General features: G+C 66.4%; 23 protein-coding genes. 14 read left to right on the forward strand and 9 right to left on the reverse strand.

Annotated elements, in window-relative coordinates:
* Nucleotides 1-11: 11 nt before the first annotated feature.
* Genes PV772_RS13350 through PV772_RS13360 form a run of 3 tightly spaced genes read left to right on the forward strand, consistent with a single transcriptional unit; the run spans nt 12 to nt 3,872 of the window.
* Nucleotides 12-893: a fumarylacetoacetate hydrolase family protein gene (locus tag PV772_RS13350; protein ID WP_347886457.1), complete on the forward strand. Its 882-nt coding sequence runs from the start codon at nt 12-14 to the stop codon at nt 891-893.
* The gene (locus PV772_RS13355; RefSeq protein ID WP_347886458.1) at nt 893-2,659 is read left to right on the forward strand and encodes an FAD-dependent monooxygenase; all 1,767 of its coding nucleotides are present in this window, start codon (nt 893-895) and stop codon (nt 2,657-2,659) included. The genes PV772_RS13350 and PV772_RS13355 overlap by 1 nt, the downstream gene beginning before the upstream one ends.
* A complete protein-coding gene (locus PV772_RS13360; RefSeq protein ID WP_347886459.1) occupies nt 2,637-3,872 on the forward strand; it encodes a DUF3500 domain-containing protein in 1,236 nt (411 codons plus the stop codon). The genes PV772_RS13355 and PV772_RS13360 overlap by 23 nt, the downstream gene beginning before the upstream one ends.
* A gap of 70 nt (nt 3,873-3,942) precedes the next feature.
* On the opposite strand, the gene PV772_RS13365 is transcribed toward PV772_RS13360, so the two are convergent.
* The 5 genes from PV772_RS13365 to PV772_RS13385 form a co-directional block, all read right to left on the reverse strand.
* Nucleotides 3,943-5,013 carry a quercetin 2,3-dioxygenase gene (locus tag PV772_RS13365; RefSeq protein WP_347886460.1) on the reverse strand — a complete coding sequence of 357 codons (1,071 nt, stop codon included), beginning with the start codon at nt 5,011-5,013 and terminating at the stop codon, nt 3,943-3,945.
* A gap of 125 nt (nt 5,014-5,138) precedes the next feature.
* A complete protein-coding gene (locus tag PV772_RS13370) occupies nt 5,139-5,438 on the reverse strand; it encodes a DUF4193 domain-containing protein (protein ID WP_141158469.1) in 300 nt (99 codons plus the stop codon).
* A gap of 127 nt (nt 5,439-5,565) precedes the next feature.
* On the reverse strand, nt 5,566-6,426 hold the full coding sequence (locus PV772_RS13375) for an SDR family NAD(P)-dependent oxidoreductase (protein ID WP_141183087.1): 861 nt from the start codon (nt 6,424-6,426) through the stop codon (nt 5,566-5,568).
* A gap of 263 nt (nt 6,427-6,689) precedes the next feature.
* Entirely contained in the window at nt 6,690-8,069 is a 1,380-nt protein-coding gene (locus PV772_RS13380) for an MFS transporter (protein ID WP_347886461.1), read from the reverse strand.
* A gap of 312 nt (nt 8,070-8,381) precedes the next feature.
* Nucleotides 8,382-8,945: a hypothetical protein gene (locus PV772_RS13385; protein ID WP_347886462.1), complete on the reverse strand. Its 564-nt coding sequence runs from the start codon at nt 8,943-8,945 to the stop codon at nt 8,382-8,384.
* 331 nt (nt 8,946-9,276) lie between these two features.
* Here PV772_RS13385 and PV772_RS13390 point away from each other — a divergent pair, with 331 nt between their 5' ends.
* Together PV772_RS13390 and PV772_RS13395 are read left to right on the forward strand one after the other, a co-directional pair.
* Nucleotides 9,277-10,485, forward strand: a complete 1,209-nt coding sequence (locus PV772_RS13390; protein ID WP_347886463.1) for an aspartate transaminase — start codon at nt 9,277-9,279, stop codon at nt 10,483-10,485.
* A 47-nt stretch (nt 10,486-10,532) separates the two neighbouring features.
* Nucleotides 10,533-11,228: a 4-carboxy-4-hydroxy-2-oxoadipate aldolase/oxaloacetate decarboxylase gene (locus PV772_RS13395; protein ID WP_141183089.1), complete on the forward strand. Its 696-nt coding sequence runs from the start codon at nt 10,533-10,535 to the stop codon at nt 11,226-11,228.
* A 96-nt stretch (nt 11,229-11,324) separates the two neighbouring features.
* On the opposite strand, the gene PV772_RS13400 is transcribed toward PV772_RS13395, so the two are convergent.
* On the reverse strand, nt 11,325-11,567 hold the full coding sequence (locus tag PV772_RS13400; RefSeq protein WP_141183090.1) for a hypothetical protein: 243 nt from the start codon (nt 11,565-11,567) through the stop codon (nt 11,325-11,327).
* A gap of 123 nt (nt 11,568-11,690) precedes the next feature.
* Nucleotides 11,691-12,653: a nitrogen assimilation transcriptional regulator NAC gene (gene nac, locus PV772_RS13405; RefSeq protein WP_347886464.1), complete on the reverse strand. Its 963-nt coding sequence runs from the start codon at nt 12,651-12,653 to the stop codon at nt 11,691-11,693.
* Between the two features lie 392 nt (nt 12,654-13,045).
* On the opposite strand from nac, the gene PV772_RS13410 reads away from it, so the two are divergent.
* From PV772_RS13410 to PV772_RS13450, 9 genes are all read left to right on the forward strand, one after another.
* Nucleotides 13,046-13,831 (forward strand): 5-oxoprolinase subunit PxpA, encoded by a 786-nt coding sequence (locus PV772_RS13410; RefSeq protein WP_347886465.1) that lies wholly within the window; start codon nt 13,046-13,048, stop codon nt 13,829-13,831.
* Nucleotides 13,832-13,833: 2 nt separating this feature from the next.
* Nucleotides 13,834-14,565, forward strand: coding sequence for a carboxyltransferase domain-containing protein (locus tag PV772_RS13415; RefSeq protein WP_347886466.1), 732 nt, complete (start codon nt 13,834-13,836; stop codon nt 14,563-14,565).
* Nucleotides 14,562-15,575 carry a biotin-dependent carboxyltransferase family protein gene (locus tag PV772_RS13420; protein WP_141158460.1) on the forward strand — a complete coding sequence of 338 codons (1,014 nt, stop codon included), beginning with the start codon at nt 14,562-14,564 and terminating at the stop codon, nt 15,573-15,575. Before PV772_RS13415 ends, PV772_RS13420 begins: the two co-directional genes overlap by 4 nt.
* A 134-nt stretch (nt 15,576-15,709) precedes the next feature.
* Nucleotides 15,710-16,471, forward strand: coding sequence for an SDR family oxidoreductase (locus tag PV772_RS13425; RefSeq protein ID WP_141158459.1), 762 nt, complete (start codon nt 15,710-15,712; stop codon nt 16,469-16,471).
* Nucleotides 16,472-16,517: 46 nt separating this feature from the next.
* Nucleotides 16,518-17,471 carry a 2-hydroxyacid dehydrogenase gene (locus tag PV772_RS13430; protein ID WP_307358935.1) on the forward strand — a complete coding sequence of 318 codons (954 nt, stop codon included), beginning with the start codon at nt 16,518-16,520 and terminating at the stop codon, nt 17,469-17,471.
* A 64-nt stretch (nt 17,472-17,535) separates the two neighbouring features.
* Nucleotides 17,536-18,306: an SDR family oxidoreductase gene (locus tag PV772_RS13435; protein ID WP_141158457.1), complete on the forward strand. Its 771-nt coding sequence runs from the start codon at nt 17,536-17,538 to the stop codon at nt 18,304-18,306.
* Nucleotides 18,306-19,382, forward strand: coding sequence for an L-idonate 5-dehydrogenase (locus PV772_RS13440; RefSeq protein ID WP_141158456.1), 1,077 nt, complete (start codon nt 18,306-18,308; stop codon nt 19,380-19,382). Before PV772_RS13435 ends, PV772_RS13440 begins: the two co-directional genes overlap by 1 nt.
* 141 nt (nt 19,383-19,523) lie before the next feature.
* A complete protein-coding gene (locus PV772_RS13445) occupies nt 19,524-20,135 on the forward strand; it encodes a TetR/AcrR family transcriptional regulator (protein ID WP_347886467.1) in 612 nt (203 codons plus the stop codon).
* Between the two features lie 38 nt (nt 20,136-20,173).
* Nucleotides 20,174-21,211, forward strand: a complete 1,038-nt coding sequence (locus tag PV772_RS13450; protein WP_347886496.1) for a DMT family transporter — start codon at nt 20,174-20,176, stop codon at nt 21,209-21,211.
* On the opposite strand, the gene PV772_RS13455 is transcribed toward PV772_RS13450, so the two are convergent.
* Nucleotides 21,122-21,418, reverse strand: coding sequence for a DUF3040 domain-containing protein (locus tag PV772_RS13455; RefSeq protein WP_246857335.1), 297 nt, complete (start codon nt 21,416-21,418; stop codon nt 21,122-21,124). The genes PV772_RS13450 and PV772_RS13455 overlap by 90 nt on opposite strands.
* A gap of 95 nt (nt 21,419-21,513) precedes the next feature.
* On the reverse strand, nt 21,514-22,038 hold the full coding sequence (locus PV772_RS13460) for a DUF488 domain-containing protein (RefSeq protein ID WP_141158454.1): 525 nt from the start codon (nt 22,036-22,038) through the stop codon (nt 21,514-21,516).
* Nucleotides 22,039-22,090 lie beyond the last annotated feature (52 nt).

Raw genomic sequence — 22,090 nt, forward strand, 5'->3', positions numbered from 1 at the left:
AAAGGCCTCCCATGCAGTTCATCGGCATCACCCACCACGGCGGACCCTGGGCAGCGGCGCTCGCCGGCTCCCGCGTCCTCCCGCTCACATCGGTCGACGAATTCTGGGCCGACGCCGAGGGCTGGCAGGACAAGGCCGCAGCCCTGGTTGCCGGCGCTGCACATGCTGGAGCCTCCGACGACGACGGCTGGCTGGAGCGCGGCAGCGTCACCGAAGTCCCGCTGGTCCCGGCCTCCGCGCGGGTGATCTGCGTGGGGCTGAACTACAAGGCGCACGCAGCCGAGGGCAGCTTCAAGGACCAGGAACTCCCGCCCTACCCCACGCTGTTCGCGCGCTGGACAGCCTCCCTGTCCGTGGGCAACGTCCCGGTCCCGGTCCCGGCGGGCGAGGCAGGGCTGGACTGGGAAGGCGAAGTTGCCGCTTACATCGGCCACCGCGTGGAGTCCGCCGGCGAGGACACCGCTGCCGATGCCGTCTTTGGCTACTCCACGTTCAACGACATCACTTCCCGCAGGGCCCAGAAGCTCACGTCGCAGTGGACCCTGGGCAAGAACGGCGATTTCAGCGGCCCCCTGGGTCCCGTGGTGAGCCGCGACGAAGTGGGCGACCTGCGCGACGGGCTCCAGGTCCGCACCCGCGTCAATGGGATCGAAGCCCAGAACGGAAACACCCGGGACATGATCTTCTCCGTCCCGGCCATCATCTCGCTCATCAGCCAAACCTTCACCCTGCACCCGGGCGACGTCATCGCCACGGGCACCCCCGAAGGCGTGGGCTACGCCCGTACCCCGCAGTGGCTCCTCCAGCCCGGCGACACCGTGGAAGTGGAGATCGAGAAGCTCGGCACCCTGACCACGCCGGTGGGCGACATCTCCCTGCGGAGCCGTGCCTGATGAACGGCTTCCATACCGCCGCGGACCTGCCGTCGGAGGTGCACGTCCTGGTTGCCGGCGGAGGACCCAGCGGACTCTTCCTCGCCCTGGACCTCGCCTCCCGGGGGGTGCCCAGTACCGTCATCGAACCGCGGACAGCGCTGGACCACACCCGGCCGCGTGCCAAGACCACCAATGCCCGCACCATGACGCACCTGCGCCGGCTGGGCCTCGCCGAGGTCCTCCGGGACGCGGCGCCGCTGCCGGTGGAGTACGCACAGGACGTCATCTTCTGCACCGGCCTCACCGGCCCTTCCGCCCATGAGCTGCGGCGGTTCCGCAACGCCTTCCAACTGGTTCCAGGCCGGTACGGGCCGCAGCCGGAGTGCGGCCAGCAGGTGCCCCAGCCCGTCCTCGAGCAGGTGCTCCGGGCCGCCGTCGAAAGCCACCCGCTGGTGACGTTCCTGGCCGGCTGGACCGTCACTGGCGTCAGCGTCCCGGAAAGCGGGGCAGCCACGGAACCCTGCGCCGTCGTCGTCCGGGATCCTGACGGGGCCGAACGCACCACCGCCGCGGAGTACGTCATCGGGGCCGACGGCGGATCCTCCGCCGTGCGGCGCAGCCTGGGGCTGCGGCTGGAAGGCGGCTCCGCCGAGCTGTCCAACATCAGCATCCTCTTCCGCTCGGCGTCCTTGGCGTCCGCTGTGTCCTTGGCCCCGGCCGTGCAGTACTGGGTAGTGGGCTCGGAGACCGCCGGCATGGTGGGACCCATGGACCGTGACGGCATGTGGTGGGCGATCGTCCAGGGCGTGGATCCGTCCGTCAACCCCACCGCGGGGGAGGCAGCCGCCATGGTCCGCTCCCTGGTGGGGCCGGCCGTGGACATCGAGGTGGTGGCCACCGACCCCTGGACGGCCCGGATGCTGCTCGCGCCCGAATACAGCCGCGGCAACGTCTTCCTGGTGGGGGACGCCGCCCACCTCAACCCGCCCTGGGGAGGCCACGGGTTCAACACCTGCATCGGCGACGCCGCCAACCTGGCCTGGAAGCTCGCCGCCACCGTCAACGGCTGGGCCCGACCCGGACTGCTTGCCAGCTATGGGACAGAACGCCGCCCCGTGGCTGCGCGCACCATCCGCGACGCCGCCACCAACGGCAAGGCCCTGGCCTACCACTTCGCAGACCCGGAGCTCGTTGCGGCCGGCCCTGCCGGGGAAGCGGCCCGCCGGGCTGCGCACCGGGCACTCGCCGTGAAGCAGAGCGAGTTCGATTCCCTGGGCCTGGTGCTGGGCTACGACTACGGCGGCTCACCCGTCGTGGTGCCGGACGGTTCAGCCCTCCCCGACGAGGACCCCATCCGCTACGTTCCGTCCGCTGCTCCGGGGGCCCTGCTGCCGCACGCCTGGCTGGCAGATTCCCGTTCCCTGTACAGCGCCCTTGGTGCGGGCTTCACTTTGCTGGCCGATGCCGGATCGCTGGGCGGGCTGGACGCGGGCGGAGTTTTCGGGCCGGTCCTGGCCGCCGGTGCCCGGCACGGCATCCCGGTGACCGTCGCCGCCGTCGGGCCTTCCGAGGACGGAACCCCCCTGTCCCAGCTGTGGGGTGCCGCCGCCGTGCTGGTCCGTCCCGACCAGCACGTGGCCTGGCGCGGCAACTCCCCGGTAGAGGCCGCCGCCGCGCTCTCCGTCGCCGCGGGCTGGGCGCCGGCTTTCCCGCCCGCACGTCCCGAAGAATCTGCACCTTCCATCGAAACCAGGAGCGCCCGTGTCGACGCCGTCATTCCGTGATTTCCTCTTTGCCCCGGACCATCCCCGCGTAGCGGACATCCGGGGGCTGGCTGCCCGCGAATACGCCGAAGCGGCCAAAGCCGATGTGTTCGCCGGGCCAATGATCGTAGGCTGGCGGAAGCTCTACCCGCAGCCGTTCACGGGCATCACCAGCGACGGCGTCCGCCGGGAGGCCCTCTATCCGCTGGTGCCTGCCCGCCCCGGGGAGGAAGCACCCACCGCGGACATGGTGGCTGCGGCGCGGAAGCTGCTTGGCGCCGCCACCGCGGACCAGGCCGGAAGGCTTCGCTACGCCGTGGACGCGCCGGAGTGGCAGAGCTGGGCCAACCCCGAGTTCATGCAGCACGACACCGGGCTGCGGCTGGACGAGCTGGAACCACCGGTCCGCGACGCCGCCCTGGGCGTGGTGGAAGCAAGCCTGAGCGCTTCCGGGTTTGAGCTGGTGCGGAACCTGATGCGCATCAACGGGTTCCTGGGTGACCTGGTGGAGCTGCCGCTGCTCATGAACGAGTTCAGCTACAACTTCGCCCTGTATGGGGAGCCGTCCGAGACGGCGCCGTGGGGGTGGCAGCTCTTCGGCCACCACGCGGCGCTGAACTGCCTGGTGGCCGGGACGCAGCTGGTGATCTCGCCGGTGTTCATGGGCGCAGAGCCGGACATGATCGACGCCGGCCCGCATAAGGGCGTCATAGTGTTCAAGGAGCGCATCACCCTGGCCCGGCAGCTGATGGCCGCCCTGCCTGTGGACCTGCGGGACCGTGCTGTTGTTTACGCGGAGATGGTGGATCCTGCCATGCCCGAAGGCCGCCTCCACCCGGGCGACGAACGGCACCTGGGTGGCTGTTTCCAGGACAACCGGGTGATTCCGTACGAGGGCATCCGGGTGGCGGAACTGCCGGCCGGGGCCCGTGACTTGCTGGACGCGGTGGTGGAGGACTTCATCGCCTACCTGCCCGACGGTCCACGGGCCGCGCGGCGCCGGGAGATCCAGGAACACTATTCAGAGACGTTCTTCAGCTGGATCGGCGGCTGGGAGGGGGAGGAGGCCTTCTACTTCCGGGTGCAGAGCCCGGTGGTGGTGCTGGAACTGGACCACCACACCGGCGTGTTCCTCAGCAACGATGAGCCCGCCCCGTTCCACATGCACACCGTGGTCCGCACCCCCAACGGCAACGACTATGGCCGCGAACTCGTCAGGCAAGCCACCCCCTGACCCACCCTCCCACAAATACGTAAGGCCCGGATTTCCTCTCGGAAGTCCGGGCCTTACGTATTGGGTGGGGTTAGGGGATGTCCAGGGCCGCGCGGCGCTGCGGCGGAGGGCCGACGACGGTCAGGTCCATCTCGGCCTGGGCACGGCCGAAGCCCTCCATGTCCATGTACGGTTCGCCGCCCTCTGTGTACATGTAGTCCTCCGTGGGCTTGTTGAAGTACTCAAAGAACCCGTTGAACACCGACGGCGTCAGGAAACCCACCATCTGGGTGTTGTGGGCATCGAGCGCGAACGAGTGGACGGTTCCGGCGGGGGCATGCACAAAGTCGCCCTTGGTCAGGAGCATCTCCCGGCCGTTGGCGTAGAGCCACATCCGGCCCTCGGTGCAGAGGAAGTTCTCCGTGTGCTGCGAGTGGAAGTGCAGCGGAATGTAGGGGGATTTGGCGCCCTTGGTGTGCACGGCGAAGTAGTTGGAGCCGGTGTTGGCGGGCCGGGACAGGTAGGTGAACATGGTCTGGTAGCTGACCATGCGCTCACCCTCTCCGGCGCTGAGGAAGTACGGGCTCTGTGTGGGCGGCAGCCCGGCGTCGTGCTTGAACGACGGCGCCACACGCTCAACGTCGGGGAACGTGATGCCGAACTCGGCGCCCACCTCAGCCTGCTCCTGCAGGCTGGCGTTGTGGCCGGCGCGCACCGGCGGGACGTGCGAATCGATGGGTGTGCCCACCCGCTCGTAGTAAGCCTCGCCGCCGCCAGGGGTCATCCAGTTCAGGAGGCGGGTGTAGTGGCTGGCCATCCGGTAGGCGTGCGGGGTGTTGGGCGGGATGACCACCGAATCGCCCGGGGCCAGGATGCGGCTCTCGCCCGGCAGCCAGACGTGCAGGATCCCGTCGAAAACGTAGAGCGTCTTGTGCTCCACCTTGTGGCTGACGAACGGGGATTCGGCTCCCATGCCGCCGGAGATGTAGGCAGCGCTGAAGATGCCCCCGGTGTCGGCGGCGCGGGCAATGACCGTGACCAACTGGCCGTTGATCTCGTAGCGCGCGCCTTCGCCCGACGCCATGTAATACGGGACTGCCTCGCCGGGCAGCGCATTGGCCACCGGGAGCTGCTTGTTCATTTCCTCAACGCTGAGGGACATGGTTTCCTTCTTTCCAGTCGGCCGGCCTTGCCGGAGCGTGAGTTCCAGCATGGCCGTCCCACGCCCGGGCCACGAGCCCGGATTCCATTAGTTGAAATCCAAACCTGGCCGCCATTGTCCCCCTGCTAGCCTTCACATTCCTTGCAGTACTTCTTGCCGTCCTTCTCACGGGCCAACTGGCTGCGGTGGTGCACCAGGAAGCAGGACATGCACGTGAATTCGTCGGCCTGCACCGGAACCACCTGGATGAGGAGTTCCTCGTTGGAGAGATCGGCGCCGGGCAGCTCAAAGCTATCCGCGAGGTCCGTTTCATCCATGTCGGGAGCGGCCTCCCGGCGGCCGGACTTATCGGACTTCAGCTCCTCCAGGGCGACATTCGGCTCCTCCTCGGGAGCCACCCGCGGAGCGTCGTAGTCAACTGACATGTGGTGTTTTCTCCTGTCGAGCTTTAGTTGTCCAGATTGTTCTGAACAGATCGACAACGCCGGATGGGCGCAACTAATTCCCGTGCCCCGGCATCCGGCCCCCTGAGGCGGGCGCGAACGGCGTTGGTCACCGGAAGTCGTTCCCTGCCAGCCCGGCACAGGCGTCCCACAACCGCCGCCGCGCCTCCGGGTCAGAACCCATGCCGGGGGTGGGAAGCTCCTTCCGGCCTGCCCACAGCTTGCCGGTCAGCCCCGCCGTTTCGGGCGAGGTTGCCAGCCAGAGGGGCGTGTCGGCAGCTTTCTCTGCCGACTTTCCCAAGGTGTTCGTGATCCACCGGAACGGGCCGCCCACGTCCTGTAACAGCCCCGTGTTCTTCACCAGTCCGGGATGGACGGCGTTGACCACCACCCCAGTTCCACGCAGCCTGGCGGCGAATTCCTGGGTCAGGAGGACCCGGCCCAGCATGGTGGGCGGCGTGGAACGCAGGAAGCTGTATTTCCCCGTCGCTGTCTGCAGGTCATCGAAGGGGATCCGGACGTTACCGTACTTGGACGCAATATTGATGACGCGTGACGGCAGCGCGGCGGACGCTTCCTTCCTGAGGTCGTCCAGCAGGAGCCCGGTGACCAGGTAGTAGGACATCACGTTCGTGGCGAAGGTGAGTTCCAGCCCTTCGGCAGTTTCGTGGCGTTCTTTGCGGAACACGCCGGCCGCGTTCACCAGCACATCCAGCCTGCCGTGACGGGAGCGGAACTGGTCCACGGCAGAGCGAATCGAAGACTGCAGTGACAGGTCACAGGCGAGTGGCTCAAGGTCCGCTCCCGGAACGTGGGTGCGGATATCCGCCATCACCGCCTGGGCCCGCGCCACACTCCGGCCCACGACCACCACCGTTGCACCTTCGCGGGCGAGGCCGGCAGCTACTGCCCGCCCTATCCCACCGGTGGCACCGGTCACCAACGCAATACGCCCGTCCAGCCGTGCCATGCCATCGCCTCCACATCGCCAGCAGCGGACGACACTATCCCAGCACCTGTTCGGGGCGGCTGGCCAGGGTCTTCCGGACCGGAACCAGGGTACGCGGGTATTGGTGGTGCGGCGGCCCTGGCAACAGGAAGACCTCTTAGTGGTTGGCTGTTGGTGCCGTCACTAAGAGGTCTTCACTTGTTCACAACGGAATCAACGTTGTGGGACGTACAGCGAGTCCGTGATCATCTCAAGGGAGATATCCCGTCATCCTGCTTTTCGGTCTAACCGGCGAGGCCGCGGGCAGCTGAGGTTGGGGACATGGCCGCGGCCGTGAGGACGGACGTTTCCCGTTCGCTCTGCTGCACCTCGTCGAGCTCCTGGAGGGTGTACTTTTTGGTCTCCTTGGCGGTGAGGGCTGAGGCTCCTGCCAGGACCATGAACCCGAGCGCCACCATGGACGGTCCGACCCAATCTTTCAGATCGGGGCCAGCGAGTGCTGTCGAGAGAACGGGGCCGATGACGCCCGAGATGGCAAAGCCGACCTGGGTCCCAAGGGCGAGTCCGGAGACGCGCAGCCGGCCGGGGAACATCTCTGCGAAGAATGACGGCCAGGACGCGTTCACCATCGAGTAGAAAAGGGAGTAGTTGATGATGCCAAACAGGAAGATCAGCGACCAGTTGCCGGTCGTGATTGACCACAGATAAGGCGCCATCGTGACGCCCACGCCGCCCGTTGCGATGAGGAACATTGCCTTGCGGCCGATCTTGTCCACAAGGAATCCAGCCAGGGGTGTGATGCCGAGCGCGATCACGGCCGAGACGGTAGTCGTCAGGAGCATGGTCGGCTTATCCAGCTTGTATCCGGCGGTACCGAACGCCACCGAGAAGGTCTGCATCATGTAGCTGGTGCCCGCGATGAGGGCACAGAACACGATCCGCAGCACAGCACGCCAGTGGAAGCGCAGAAGATGCCGGAGGGGAGCCGCGTTCACCTTGGCGGCCTGGGCCTTTACGAACTCCGGCGGCTCCTCGATGTGGCGGCGGATCAGGTAGGCAGCGACGACGACGAGGGCGGAGGCCCAGAACGGCAGCCGCCAACCCCAGCTCAGCAACTGCTCCGAGGGCATGGCGGCGATCGGGATGAAGACCAACAGGGTAAGCAGCGTGCCGGAGGAGGAACCCAAGGTGGTGAAGCTCGCGAGGAACCCGCGCCGGCCTTCGGAAGCATGCTCCAGGCTCATGGTGATGGCACTGGGCTGCTCACCGGAAAGGCACAGTCCCTGGATGACGCGGATCAGCACGAGCAAGACTGGAGCAAGAGGACCGATTTGGGCGTATGTGGGCAGGCACCCGATCAGGAAGGTGCAGCCGCCGATGCCGAACAGTGTGATCATCATGACGAACTTGCGGCCGCGACGATCGCCCAGCGGCCCCAGGATGAGGGAGCCGAGGGGGCGCACCGCGTAGCCGACCGCGAAGGTGATCATGGCGAGCAGTACGCTGAGGCCCTGGGGAAGCTCGGGTGAAAAGAAGAGCACGTTCAGAACCAACGCCGACGAGGTGCCGTACACCGCGAAGTCGTAGTACTCCAACGTCGTACCGATCCAGGCCGCGATTGCGGCCTTGACCGGGGTCTTCCTGGGAAGTGTGGTTTCTGTCATTTCGTCTCCGTGGGTGATGGGTGAACACCGGTTGCCGCTAAACCTGGGCTCTCGGAAAGAGATCTTGAGTGGAATGTCCTGTTGGTCCTGCTGTGAGCTCTCTCGCAAATCGTGTTTACGGCTTTGCGGACCGGCCTCAAACATCAAGTTAACGTTTGCGGTGTGGGTCACACAAAGTCCGCTTTTATGTACCTACATAGCGATTTGTTATGGCTTGGAGTAGAAGAACCGGGGACCTGGGACAACAGGAAGCTCGCCTTGGAACGGGGATGGCAGAGCGTAAGGCCGCCGGCAGGGGATCAGGCGGGACGATTACTGGGCTGAGCCACACGCAAGCCGACGCCCCCTGGTCATTTTGCGGATTTCGTCGGACTTGAGGCCGCTTGCCCCGGCAAGTTGGTAGTCGTCAAGGAGCCGGGACTTCCTGGCCAGGGCCAGTACCTGCGTTCGTTGTTCTTCCGCGTCACTCCGGGCGCCTTCTGCTGCCGCCAGCTCCGAAGCCAATCCCGCAATGAGGTGAAGATGCCCGCTTCGGGTTTGGCCGGACGGGTACAGCTCCCCGCGTGCCAGTGTGGCAGACCGGATACTGGCTGCCGGCTGTCCGGCGGCCTTCGCGACAGCGGCAACCTTCACGCCATCGCACACGGCCTGGGCAAGGCAATCACCCAACTCGGCGGTGAGGGCACGTACCCTGCTGGACCGAAGTGCCAGGGTCGTCCTCAGCTGGGCCAGCATGGCCAGGGCTTGTTGGGCCCGGGCCGTGGCGGGGTCCGGCTTCGGGACGCCGCGGTACCGGTACGCTGCCGCGCCGACCGCGCCCGTCCCGGTGCTGGCTGAACGCGGAGGTATCCGAACGTGAATTTCTCTGCCAGGCACCTCTGCTCCTTGTCTCCATTGGTGTTTCACTGCCCGCGCGGCTTCCCGCCGGCAGGCGTACCCCTCCTGCGGGCCGGCCCGTCGGCCTTGGAGGCTCCGCGGGGGCCGGCGGTGTGCCTTCATGAGGTCAGTTATCCACCCTGCAGGCTACGCCTCAGGCAAGCCGGGAGGGCAATACCAAAAGTGCGTGGAGCAATAGGCGAAAGTTCTATGTGCTCCGTCATAAGGGCTGCTTATCTGTCCACGCACTTTAGGTCTTATCCAAGGGGCAAGCTCCTTCCCTAGTCTCGAATGAACCACCCTCATCCGTACCGGAAGCCTGGAAGACACCATGCCTGAATTCGTGCCCGCATCACGCGTAACCCGTATCAAATCCTCACCCAGCGTTGCCGCGGCGGCCCGTGTCCGGGAGCTCAAGGCCGAGGGCCGCCGGATCCTGGACCTGACGGTCGGCGAGCCGGATTTCGACACGCCCCAGCACATCAAGGACGCTGCCGTCGCGGCCATCGACCGTGGTGAAACCAAGTACACATCGGTCACCGGGACGCCCGAACTGCAAAAAGCCATCCTGCAGACGCTGCACCGCAAAACCGGTCAGCAATACACTGCCGGCGAAATCACCATCGGGGGAGGCGGCAAGCAGGTCATCTTCACCGCGTTCATGGCCACCCTCGATCCGGGAGACGAGGTTGTCATTCCCGCGCCGTACTGGGTCTCCTACCCGGACATGGTGCTCGCCAACGAAGGCACCCCCGTCATCGTTTCCTGTGGTGAGGACACCGGTTTCAAGCTAACCCCTGAGGCACTGGCAGGAGCACTGACGGAGCGCACCAAGTGGGTCATCCTCAACACGCCGTCCAATCCCACAGGAGCGGTGTATTCCCGCGAAGAACTGGCAGGCCTGGCCGCCGTCCTCAAGGACCACCATGGCGTTTATGTCCTCACTGATGAGATCTATGACGGGATCCACTTCGGCGAAGAGCTCATAACGGGTCTCGTGGCCGTTGCCCCTGGGCTTAAGGACCGTGTGCTGGTCACCAACGGGGTTTCCAAGGCCTACGCGATGACCGGATGGCGGCTGGGTTACGCCGGCGGACCGGCCCCCCTGGTGGCTGCCATCAACAAGCTGCAGTCCCAAATGTCCTCCTGCCCGTCCTCGATCAGCCAGGCAGCTGCCGCCGCAGCACTCACCGGAGACCAAGCATTCGTCCGCGAAAGTGTTGACGTGTACCGCGAGCGGCGTGATGCGGCAGTGTCCGGGCTGAACGCGGTCAACGGCCTGCAGTGCGCGACGCCGGAAGGCGCCTTTTACGCGTACGTCAACTGCGCCGGGGTCATCGGCAAGACGACGCCCGATGGCAGGCAGATCAGCAACGACGAGGACTTCACGCTGTACTTGCTGGAAGCGGCGTCTGTTGCCGTCATCCAGGGGTCGGCGTATGGACTAAGCCCCTACTTCCGGATTTCCTATGCCACCGGGCTGCCGGTGATCGAGGATTCCATCGCTGCCATCGAAAAGGCCGTCAGGGCGCTGGCCTGACCCAAACCACCACGTTGCCCACGCGTTCTACAAAACAGGAGCACCTCATGATCCATGTCAAAACGAAATTCGACCGGCCTTCCGAAGATGCCGTTCAGCGACTTTCCAAGTTCTCCTCTGCAACAGTGCATGAAGCACAGGGCCGCAAAGGTGCCCTGAATTCGAAGATCAAGCCGATTGACCGCAGCATGTCCTTCTGCGGCCCCGCCGTCACAGTGGTCTGTGCACCGCGGGACAACCTGATGCTTCAGGTGGCCATCCACTACGCCCGGAAGGGCGACGTTGTCCTGGTGGCAGCCGGAGAGTACGAGGAAGCCGGGACGTTCGGCGACGTGCTGGGCAACGCCATGAAGGCGAAAGGCCTGGCGGGTATGGTCACGGATTCAGGGGTCCGCGACACCAAGGACCTGATTGAACTCGGATTGCCGGTGTTCTCCGGCAGCGTCTGCATCAAGGGGACCGTCAAGGAAACCATTGGCCCGATCAACCATCCCCTGGTGTTCGGCGACGAAATTGTCTACCCGGGCGATGTCCTGCTGGGTGATGCCGACGGTGTGGTGGTGGTCCGCAAGGATGAGATCGAGGAAGTCATCAAGCTGTCGCAGGCACGCGTGGACGCTGAGGACGACCTCATCCGCCGCTACAAGGAGGGTGGCACCACCATCGAGCTGTGCAAGCTGACTGAGGTCCTGAAGGCCAAGGGGCTGCTGGTGGAAGACGCCGAATTGGAGCCCGCGCTGTAGCTTCACGCCGATGGGGTTAAACCACAGAGGCCCGGCGTTCCTTCTGGAACTCCGGGCCTTCTCTTGGCCGCCGGCGGTGCGGTGGTTCAAGCCACCTCAGTTCATCCCGGGAAGAAGGTACGCAGGTGGCCCCACCTGGCAGTCGTCCAGGTACCACATGGTGGATCCCCGCTTGCCCGGCGGCATCATGCTGCCCTCGAAGACAAACACCGGATCCGAGGCAGCGCCGTCCTCGGCCCGCCAGAATCCATTGGTGGGGCAATGCGAACCGGTGCTGGCCTTAAGCTGGATCCTTCGTTCCGAGGATTTCCGGTATTGCAGGCTGGTGATCTTTTTCATGCTGGGCTCCAAGGGAATCATTTGTGCCGGGTAAACGCCGTTGGCGAACCTTTATGGCTTTTATCCTAGGACGCAGCAAAATCTATGGATAAGACTAATGGGGCGTGACCTGATAAGGCCCGCTTATGATGCATCCGCGCCAGCTGAGGGTGTTCCGCTGGAAAGCGGCTGGTATTTGCTGCGCAGCATTTCCTGGAGCATTTCCTTCAGTACCAGCAGAACGGCGGAACCGGCCTCGGAGAGCGGTTCGTGGTCCGGAGTGCACAGTGCGATCTTGCACTGCAGTGCAGGTCCGGTGATCCGGAGGACCCGGAAGTCCTCCTCATGGAACAGGGCATCCGCGGCCGACTTGGGCAGGATGGTCGCACCCAGGTCGCTGCGCAGCAGCCTGGTCAGGGACGGCACGGATTCCACTTCCCCCACCAGGTGCAGCGTGAGGCCCCTGCTGTCGAAGCCCGCCTCCACCACCTGGCGCAGGGTGTGGATCCGTTCTGGCAGGAACAGGCCCAGCGTGGCCGCCGCTTCCAGGGCGATGGTGCCGGCCCCGGGGTCCACCGGAAGCTCCCGCGCGGCGTTGACCACCAGGTACAGGTCCTCGACGATGAGGGTGGTGAATTGCACACCCCGAATGGGCCCCGGTTCATAGATGAGGGCCATGTCCAGCCGCCCGTTCTTGATGGCCTCGCTGAGTACGCCGCCGTAAATCTCGGTCAGGTGCAGCACGATGTCGGGATAGCGCCGCCCTACTTCGCGGATAATCCGCGGGGTAAGGCTTGAGGCCATGCTGTAGGGAGCGATTGCTATGGAGACGCGCCCGGAAGGTGCCGCTCCTGAAGCTGCCACATCGATCCTTGCCTGCTCCACTTGGCGCAGGATGGTCTGGGCATGCCGGTAGAGGGTATGGCCCGCCGCAGTGGGCTCCACGCCCTGCTTGCTCCGGATCAGGAGCCGCTGCTTCAGGTCCGTTTCCAGCGCCGACACCTGCTGGCTCAGCGCCGGCTGGGCGACGTGGAGGGCGGCGGCCGCCTTCGTGATGCTTCCTGAGTCGACGATCTTCACGAAGTACGCCAGCTTCCGGGTGTCCATAGCGCTCCTCTTTTCCAGCCGGGGACGGCACAGCATGCGGGGTCATACGTTGGCGCTATGGCGGGACAGGCAATACGTCTTTGTGTGATCCGAGTCTCGGGCATAGGTTAATTGCAGATGACTTTCCAATGACCAGAGCATTCTATCCCGACCCAAGCCATCGCCGGTTTTGATGCCGGCATATATTTTGTGCATAAGTAGGGAAACAATTTATTGGAAAAGCCAGTCTTGTTGTCACGAAATAAGGGCCGCTTGCATTTTTTGGGCCGCCAATAGCGCCTCTAAAGGTCATAACTGTTCCCTATAGCGTGATACCGCATTCGTCTTTGTGTGGCTCCAATCCCGATGCCACACTGATTTACACCCGCAGCACCAGCAGAGGAAGGCCCGCAATGCCCACAGTTGATCTCGTAGCGGATCTTGGTGAAGGTTTTGGCGCCTACTCGATCGGCGACGACAACGCCCTCCTGGACATCGTGTCCAGCGCCAACATCGCCTGCGGCTTCCACGCAGGGGACCCTGACATCATGGACGCCATCGTGGCTGAATGTGTCAGGACGGGAGTCGGCATCGGCGCCCATCCGAGCTTCCCGGATCTTCGCGGCTTCGGCCGCCGGGCCATGGACCTCACGGCTGACGAAGTCCGCAACGATGTCATCTACCAGCTGGGTGCCCTGTCGGCGTTTGCCGCCTACCACGGCGGTACCGTCTCCCACCTGGCTCCCCACGGCCGCCTGGGCAACCTGGTGGCCACCCGCGCGGACTACGCCCGAGCCGTAGCGGATGCCGCCGCCCGGGTGGACCCGAAACTGATCATCCTGGCGCAGGACGGTGAACTCGCCACTGCGGCGGCGGAGCGCGGCCTGCGGGTGGCCATCGTTGGCATCGCGGACCGCGCCTACCAGGATGACGGGACCCTGGTGCCGCGCAGCCGGCCCGGCGCCGTGATCCACGACCCCTCCGTCATTGTCCGGCGCACTGTGCGGATGGTGACCGAAGGACTCATCGAAACAGTCTCCGGCAGCGACATCGCCGTCCATGCCGACACGGTGCTGCTCCACGGCGACAATCCGGGCGCCGTCGAACTTGCCCGCCTGGTTCGCAGCGAACTGATCGCCGCGGGCGTCACCATTGCCCCGCTGGCGCAAGTGCTCGCCGCAAAGCAAAAGGCTTCCTGACCATGGCCGCCCCAACGACAACCAGCCGGACAATGCTGGACATCTACGAGTCGGGCGACGCCGCCCTGCGCGTGGTGGCACAGTCCGGTGACGCAGAAGCCAACTGGGCCACGGTCCACGCCCTGGCCGGCTGGCTGGCGACCGTCGGTGTCGAAGGCATCCACGGCGCCGTTCCCACCTACGACTCCGTCCTGGTCGAATACGACCCCTACCTCACCTCCGCCCGCCAGGTCAGGGCGTTCATCCTCCTGGGGATGCGCCAGCTGGACTTCGTGGGCACCACCCTGCGCGAGCCGCGCCGCTTCGAAGTACCCGTCGTCTACGGGGGCAGCTACGGGCCGGACCTGGAAAGCGTGGCAGACCACCAGGGCCTGGATGTCCAGGACGTGATCACCCGGCACACGGCCAAGACCTACGTCATCCGCTGCCTCGGAGCGCCGGCAGGCTCGCCCATGATGGACGGACCAGACTTCCCGGTCCCCGTCCCCAGGCTCAAGGACCCGCGGCTGTCCGTACCCGCCGGTGCAGTATCCGTGGCCGGACGCCAAGCCGTGATCGCGCCCGCAGTCGCACCGGGAGGCTGGTGCGTCATCGGCCAGACCCCCCTGACGGTCCTGGACGCAGCACGCGAACCCCTGGTGCCCTACGTCCCCGGCGATGAACTGCGCTTCTACCGCATTCCTCCGGAGGACTTCGGAAAGTACGAGGGGCAGTTCCTGGAGGCCCGGCCATGACCGGGTCACTCATCGTCCTTCAGCCCGGACACTCCGTCGTCACCGACCTTGGCCGGACGAAGGGTCCTGCCTTCGGACTTCCCGTCAACGGCGCCCTGGACCAGTTTTCGGCCAAGGCCGCGAACATCCTGGCCGGCAACGGCGACAACGATCCGCTGCTGGAACTCACCGCCCTGGACTTCAGGATGCGCGCCACCACGGACCTGCTGATCGCCGTGACCGGCGCGCCGCTGGACCTCTCTGTGGGCGGCCGCGGCTGCCCCCAGTGGGAGCCCGTCTCCGTCCGGGCCGGCGAAACAGTGACGGTCCGCGGAATCCGCACCGGTCTCCGCGCCTACATCGCCGTCCGCGGATCCTTCACTGTCCCCACGCTGCTGGGCAGTTGCGCACCGGACACGGTTGTGGGCTTCGGACTGAAACTTGTTGAGGGCACCCGGCTTGCAACGCAAAAGACCACCGCACCCCTCACCCAGCCATACTTCGGCCTGCCCCTGTTCCGGCTGGGGCTGGCAAAGCCGGAATTCACCACCCACCCGGTCATCGACGTCACCGACGGGCCGGACGTAGCCGAATTCGGCGACACCGCAGGCCTGCTTTTCACCTCGCAGTACACCGTGAGCCCCCGAAGCAACCACATCGGACTCCGGCTCGGCGGCGCACTGCCCGAACGCCAGCTCACCTCCGAGGTCCTGTCCCGCGGTGTCCCGGTGGGGGCCATCGAGGTTCCGTCCCGGGACGAACTGCTGGTCCTGCACCGGGGACGCGGCGTTACCGCGGGCTATCCGGTCCTGGGAGTCGTTACGAGCCGCTCCCTGGATGTCCTGGCACAGTCCAGGCCTGGACACACCGTCACCTTCAGAAAGACAACCGTGGCTGAAGCAACAGCCATGCACCGCACTGCCTGCCAGGAGCTGGACAGACTCCGGAAGACGATCGACACAGTCTTCGGACTCCTCGGGGTCGGCGCCGGCGAGCGCTGGTACGAACTCAGCCCGGCGTCAGGAGCCTGAACGTCATGAATGCCCGGACCACCGCCCAGGACCGCACCCACAAAGTGCTGCGCGACCCCTAACCCCCTGCCCACCACTGCGTCCAGCCCCTTGCCGGACGCAAGAGCCCGTCCATTCCCACTTTGGAGTATCAAATGCCTTTTTCCGACTACACCACGGCCCTGGTCACCGGAGCCTCCACCGGCATGGGCGCCGCCATCGCCGAACGGCTTGCCAAGCGGGGCCTCACCGTCCACGCGGTGGCCCGCAACGAGGAACGCCTCGCCGAACTGGCCGACCGCACGGGAGCAGTCCCGCACGTGGTGGACCTGACAGACACTGCTGCGCTCGCCGCCGTCGTCCGCGACCTCAAGGTGGACGTCCTGGTGAACTGCGCCGGCGTGTCCCGGCCCGGCAACATCCTGGACTCCTCCGAACAGGACATCGACGAACTGGTGGATGTGAACCTCCGCGGGCTGCTGCAGCTCACCCGGCTGGTGCTGCCCGGAATGGTGGAGCGGGACCTGGGCCACGTGGTGAACATCAGCTCGATCGCGGGCGTGTACAACTTCTACGGCCACACCGTGTACCACGCCACCAAGGCCGCGGTGCACCAGATCTCGCGCCAGCTCCGCAACGACACCGTGGGCAAGCGTATCCGCGTCACCGAAATCTGCCCCGGCCGGGTGGAAACCGAAATCTTCGGCCGCAACATGGGTGGCAGCCCCGAAGCCATGGAAGAAGCCTGGAAGACGTTCTACGAAGGCTACGAGTCGCTCACTACCGACGACATTGTCAACGCCCTTGATTACGCCATTGAGACCCCGCGGCACGTGAATGTTGGCATGCTTGAGCTTATGCCCACGTTCCAGGTCCCGGGCGGCCTGACCTTCGACCGCCGCGAGCCCACCGCCTGACGCCCGCCCGGCACTTCAACCACCACTACCCGATAGGCCACCACCAATGCAGCACGTGCACACCGTCAGCTTTCCCGATTCCCAGCTCCTGGCCGACCTGTCGCCGCTTCCCGGCAGCCTGCGCGGGGTGGTCTGGGACATGAAGGAGGCACCCGGCGTGGACCTGGGCGGCATCGACGGCGTCATCCTGCCCTACCTCAACGCCGGGGCAGTGCTGGGCTCCCTGGGCAAGGTCCCGGACCTCAAGTTCGTGCAGACGCAGTCAACAGGGTACGACGGCGTCTGCGAGGCCGCCGGTCCGGGCGCCGCAGTGGCAAACGCCTCGGGCGTCCATGCAGCTGCCACCGCAGAGCTGGCCGTTGGCCTCATCCTCGCCAAGCTGCGCGGCATCGACCAGGCCGTCAGGGACCAGCAGGTTGAAAGCTGGAAGCCGCAGCGCCGCCAGTCCCTGGCCGACCGCAAGGTCCTGCTGCTGGGCATCGGCGGAATCGGCAAGGAACTGGCCCGCCGCCTGGCACCCTTCGAAGTCACCATCACCCGGGTGGGAAGCACGGCCCGCACGGACGCCGAAGGGCAGGTCCACGGCCCGGACGAACTGGTGGCCCTCGCCGCCGACCACGACATCCTGGTCTCCGTCCTGCCCCTGAACGGCAACACCCACCACCTGGTGGGCCGGGACGTCCTGGCCGCCCTGCCCGATGGTGCCCTGGTAGTGAACGTAGGCCGCGGCGCCGTCATCAGCACGGAGGCCCTGACCCGCGAAGTGGTCTCCGGCCGCCTCCAGTGCGCCATCGACGTCGTCGATCCCGAACCGCTTCCCGCCGGCCACCCGCTCTGGTCGTCGGAGAACGCCCTCATCACCCCGCACGTGGGCGGAAACGCCTCGGCCTTTGAGCCCCGGATCCTGAAACTCCTTAAACAGCAGCTCGAGGCCCTGGCGGCCGGGCAAACCCCGGCCAACCTGGTTCAGCAGGGACCCTTCGAGCAGGGCTCGGTCTAAACGGCTGCCGGGATTTAATGCATACGGCGGCACGACACAACAATGAAGAGGAAGTAACCAGGACATGACAGGGCTTTTTGATCTCACGGGGCGCGTAGCCCTGGTCACGGGTTCGAGCAGGGGCATCGGTTCGGCCCTTGCCAAGGCATTGGCCGACGCCGGTGCCACAGTAGTGCTCAACGGCGTAAACCCGGAGCGGCTCAAGGACGCCGAGACGGCCATGGCGGCAGGCTTCCCGCCCGGCCGGATCCACAGTGTGGCCTTCGACGTCACCGACGACGACGCCGCCGCCCGCAGCATCCGCTGGATCGAGGACAACGTGGGCCCGCTGGAAATCCTGGTGAACAACGCCGGCATCCAGCATCGGGTCCCCATGCTGGATCTTGATGTGGCGGACTGGGAACGCGTCCTCTCAACGGACCTCACCAGTGCCTTCCTGGTGGGCCGCGAGGCGGCCCGCCACATGATCGGCCGGGGCCGCGGAAAGATCATCAACATCTGCTCTGTGCAGACCGACCTGGCCCGCCCCACCATCGCCCCGTACATCGCGGCCAAGGGCGGGCTGCGGAACCTCACCCGGGCCATGACCGCCGAATGGGCGGCCTCCGGGCTGCAGATCAACGCCGTCGCACCCGGCTACATCCACACCGAGATGACCCAGAACCTGGTGGACGACGAGGAGTTCAACTCCTGGATCCTCGGCCGGACACCCGCCCACCGCTGGGGCACCGTGGAGGACCTCGCCGGTCCCGTGGTGTGGCTGGCCTCGGATGGCTCCAACTTCGTGAACGGACAGACCATTTTCATCGATGGCGGAATGACGGTGGTGGTCTGATGGCAACGCCCCTTGATATCGCATTGCCGGCCACGGGTCCTGCGCTGGTGGCCCACGCCGCCGGCGACCTGCGGATCGACGAGGTCCCGGTGCCCCAGCCCGCACCCGACGAAGCGGTGGTCGAGGTCCTCTACGGCGGCATCTGCGGCTCAGACCTGCACTACTGGCTGCACGGCGCGGCGGGGGAGTCCATCCTCAAAGCGCCTCTGGTCCTGGGCCACGAGATCTCCGGCACGGTGGTGCGCCAGGCCGCGGACGGCTCAGGGCCGCAGCCAGGAACCGCCGTCGCCGTCCACCCCGCAACGCCCGGTCCAGGCGCCGCCAGGTATCCCGCGGACCGTCCCAACCTCTCCCCGGGCTGCACGTACCTGGGCAGCGCCGCCCGCTACCCGCATAAGGACGGCGCCTTCAGCCGCTACGTCACGCTGCCCGTCCGGATGCTCCGCCCGCTCCCGGACAGCCTCAACCTGCGCACTGCAGCACTGATCGAACCCGCATCCGTCGCCTGGCATGCCGTGTCCAGGGCCGGGGACGTCCGCGGAAAAACCGCGCTGGTCATCGGCTCCGGCCCCATCGGCGCCCTCGCCGTCGCCGTCCTCAAGCGCGCGGGCGCAGCCCATATCACCGCCGTCGACCTCCATCCCAAACCGCTGGAAATCGCCAAGGCCGTGGGTGCGGACCAGGTGATCAACGCCGCGGACGCCGAAGCCATCGCCGCCGTGGAGGCCGACGTCGTGATCGAATCCTCCGGCAACCACCATGGGCTGGCCTCTGCCATCCGCGGCGCGGTGCGCGGGGGCACCGTGGTGATGGTGGGGCTGCTGCCCACCGGCATGCAGCCGGTGCCCATCTCCCTGGCGATCACCCGCGAACTGCAACTGCTCGGCTCGTTCCGTTTCAACGACGAGATTGATGACGTCATCGCGGCCCTCGCCGAGGGGTCCCTGCACATCGAGCCCGTCATCACGCACGAATTCCCGCTGGCCGATGCCCTCCGCGCCTTCGAGGTAGCCAAGGACTCCACCCGCTCCGGCAAAGTGCTCCTCTCCTTCGGCAACGCCGGGCAGGCCCAATAAGCGGGCAACTGCCACCCTTGGTCGTGGTGGGAGTCTCGGGTTGCGGCAAGTCCACCGCCGGCGAGCCGGCCGGGACAGGGGTTTCACGCTCGCACATTGGTAGGTAGACTGGTCTACCTACCAACGTGCGAGGAGTGAACCATGGCTGCAGCAGGCCTCCCAACCCAAGGCCTCCCGGCCCCGGCACGGCGCCCGGCCCGCGAGCTGCTGCTGGAAGCTGCCGCACGGCTTTTCTATGCCAACGGCGTCGCAGCCACCGGGATCGACACCATCACGGCCGAGGCCGGAGTGGCCAAAAAGAGCCTCTACAACAACTTCAGTTCCAAAGCGGAGTTGGTGGCCGCCTACCTGGAGGCCAGGCATGAGGAATGGCTGGGCCTGTACCGCCGGCGGCTGGAGACGGCGAAAACGCCGCGGGACCAGGCCCTGGCGGTCTTCGATGCCTACCTGGACCACGCCAACTTCGCCTACCGGCACGGCTTCCGGGGATGCGGCCTGCTCAACGCCGCCGCGGAACTCCCGGCCGGCGATCCCGGGAGGGAAGCTGTGCGCCGCCACAAGGAGGAGGTCCAGGAGCTCCTGGCCGCGCATGTGGCGGGGTTGTTGCCGGGACGGGAAGAGCTGGCCCCCGCCACCGCGGCGCACCTGGCTTTCCTGCTCGAGGGTGCCATGGCCAGGGCCGGGCTGGAAGGCGATGACGGTCCGCTGAAGGAAGCCAAGAGCATTGCCGGGCACCTGCTGGACGCCCTGTGAACGTCACGCACCACCCCAAAGCCCAACTCCGGGGAGCAATGTGCGTGGTGGCGGCCTCCGTCCTTTGGGGCACCACCGGGACCGCGGCCACCTTCGCCCCCGGCGTGAGCCCGCTCGCCATTGGCGCCGTGGCCATGGGATTGGGCGGCCTGCTGCAGGCACTCTTCGCCGCACGGCACATCGCGGCCCAGGCGGGCAGCCTGCTCGGCCGGTGGCGCCTTGCGACGCTCGGTGCCGTGGCCGTGGCCGTCTACCCCTTGGCCTTCTACAGCTCCATGCACCTCTCCGGCGTTGCAGTGGGAACGGTCGTCTCAATCGGTTCCGCCCCTGTGGCGGCAGCCCTGATTGAACGCTTCGCGGACAGGAAACGGCTGGGCCGGCAATGGATCCTTGGGGCACTGCTGGGAGTCGGCGGCGCTGCGCTGCTCTCCTTCGCCGGGCACACGCCGGCAGGGCCTGCCCCAGCAGCAGCCGCACCGGCTGCTGCGGAAGCAGCCGCGGATTGGAGTCCGACGGCGGGAATCCTCCTTGGCCTGCTGGCCGGCACAACCTACGCACTGTACTCCTGGACGGCGCACCGCCTGGCGGCCACCGGGGTCACGTCCAGGGCTGCGATGGGGAGCATTTTCGGGCTGGGCGGACTCCTGCTGATGCCCGTCCTTGCGGTGACGGGCGGCCCGCTGCTGGAGTCCTGGGGCAACGTCAGTGTGGGTGCCTACATGGCTGTGGTCCCCATGTTTGCCGGGTACCTCCTGTTCGGCTGGGGCTTGGCCCGGGTGGGGGCAAGCACCGCCACCGGCATCTCCCTGCTGGAAACCGCGGTGGCAGCCGTCCTGGCCGTGCTGGTGGTGGGCGAAAGGCTCCCGGCACCCGGGTGGCTTGGCGCCGCCGTCGTCCTGGCCAGCCTGTTCATCCTGGCGCCGCGCCCCCGCCCGGCAAAAGTTCCAGCGGGGCAGCCGCGTGCTGCAGAACCTCCGGCGGCAGAATCAACCGGTGTGCTGCCGCCGGGCGCTCCGGGCCAGTACCGTGGGCCCCAGCAGCAGGCATGCCCCCAGCCCCAGCAGCAAAATCCCTAGCACCACTGCCCCCGGCGCGGGGATCCCGGCCCCGGCGAGGATGAGCACCACGCCGATCAGGGCCGCCGCCATGCCCGGGAACAGGCCTGCAGGAAGACGACGTGCCGGATAGCCGGAGAGCAGTTCCATGGCCAGGTGGGGGTCATCCACGATCAGCCCCATTTCCAGCTCCTTGAGCAGGCGTCGCTCCTCGTCGGACATTGGCATGGCAGGCCCCTGCTTCCCTGGGAGGCGGTTTCGGTATCAAACCGTAGGAGCCTTCTACCACTTAGTCAATAGTTTCAGCCGCCCCCGGGCTGCCCTCATGCCGGGACGTCGTAGCGCAGCTCATCGCCCACAACCCGGACTCCATGGGTGGGTACGTGGGGTACGGCCTTGCCGGGTGGCATGAGGTGTTTAACGGGCAGCCCGGCCAGCAGCACGCAATGATCGGCGATGAGGCGGCGGTGGCAGCGCCACCAGAGGGTTTCGCTGCACATGATCGCTGTCCGGGCCACCTGGGATCCGGCCGCCAGTTCTGCGGCTGCCGCCAGGAAGTCTTCACTGCGCATGTAGCCGGCATAGGCTCGGAAAGAGTCATTCCGGAGGGCCGTGTCCGGGGAGTCCGGGAGCAGTTTGCGGAAGCCGCCCAGCCGTTTCTCCCAGCGGTAGCCGATCCCCGCCTCCGGAAGCCACACCGACAGGCGGTCCTTTCCGAAATGCGGATACTTGCGGCTGCCCGGGCCTATCCGGACATCTACCAGGGACGTCACGCCGGCGGTCTGCAGCAGCGCTGTGAAGTCCTCCTGGGATCCAGTGCCGTGGCCGATCGTGAACAGCGTCTCCATCCCGGCCATCATAGGCAGGTGCGGCGCCGCCGTACCTGGCGCCGCCGCGTGG

It is taken from the genome of Pseudarthrobacter sp. CC12, from assembly GCF_039907755.1.
GTDB lineage: Bacteria > Actinomycetota > Actinomycetes > Actinomycetales > Micrococcaceae > Arthrobacter > Arthrobacter niigatensis.